At 81.3% G+C, this 1,110-nt stretch carries 1 pseudogene; it reads right to left on the bottom strand.

What is annotated here, in order from left to right:
* Positions 1 to 1,110, bottom strand: a pseudogene (locus tag B7P34_RS37955) (hypothetical protein); the annotation flags it as partial.

The following is a 1,110-nucleotide window of genomic DNA, read 5'->3' as shown; positions in this document are numbered from 1 at the left end:
CCGGGCCCACGCGCCTATGCCCCGGCCGCGGGTCCGCTTGCCGGCTTCGCCGGCGGGGGAGCCGGCCGCTCCGCCGGGATGGTCGCTGCCGTGGCCGGGTCTGCCGGGGGGAGCGACGCCGGCGGATCTGCTGACGTGACCGCCCTCGTACGGGCTGCCCGTCGCGGAGGGCGCGCCGGGGCGGCCGGAACCCTCCGGCTGACCGGACGGAACGGCCTGGCCGGAGCCGCCGGGGTGTCCGTACGGACGGTCCGGCCCGGCGCCGCCCGGGTACGCGCCCTGCCCGGAGCGCCCGCCGCCGAAGCCGCCGGTGTACGGGTCGGCGCCGCCGTTCTGTGCGGGTCCGTGGTTCTGTCCGGGCAGGCTGCCGCCGAAGCCGCCGGGCTGCCCCGCCGCGCCGGCGCCGCTCCTCGGCCCGTACGCGTCAGCACCGCCGTCCTGTGCAGGTCCGTGGTTCTGCCCCGGCAGGCTGCCGCCGAAGCCGGGCCCGCCGGGCTGACCCGTACGGCCTGCCGCCTCGGCTCCGCTTCCTGCCCCGTACGGGTCCGGGCCGCTGCCCTGGGCCGGTCCGTGACCCTGCCGGGGCAGGCCGCTGCCGCCGCCGAAGCCGCCGGGCCGCCCCGCCGCGTCGGCCCCGTTCCCCGGTCCGTACGGACCGGCGCCGTAGTCCTGTCCGGACCGGCCGCCGCCGAGCCCGCCGGGCTGACCCGTACGGCCCGCTGCGCCCGCCCCGTACGGGTCGGTGCTGTTGTCCGGAGCCTGCCCGTGGTGCAGGGTTCCGCCGAAGCCGGCGGCCCGGCCCGTGCGGCCCGCCGGTCCCGTTCCGCTTGCTGTCCCGCGCGGGGGCGTGGCGCCGTCCTGGGCGGGCGTTCCGGCCGGGCCGGGCTGGGCCGGGACACGGACCGACAGGCCGGCCGCGCCCGCGTCCCGCAGGGCGAAGCCGCGGCCGCCGTGCGTCGTCAGGTCCTCGGAGCCGGAGCCGGAGCCGGAGCCGGAGCCGGAGCCGGAGCGGGCTGCTTCTCCGCCCGTTCCGCCGAAGCCCGTGCCGGCCGTCAGACCCGTCGCGCCCGTCACACCCGCGGGCGCGCCCAGCCACGCGCCGCGCACCGG

The sequence above is a fragment of the Streptosporangium nondiastaticum genome, from assembly GCF_003011965.1.
Taxonomy (GTDB): Bacteria; Actinomycetota; Actinomycetes; order Streptomycetales; family Streptomycetaceae; genus Streptomyces; species Streptomyces nondiastaticus.
The sequence above is the reverse complement of the archived record's forward strand: the minus strand, read 5'-3'. Positions and strand labels throughout refer to the sequence as shown.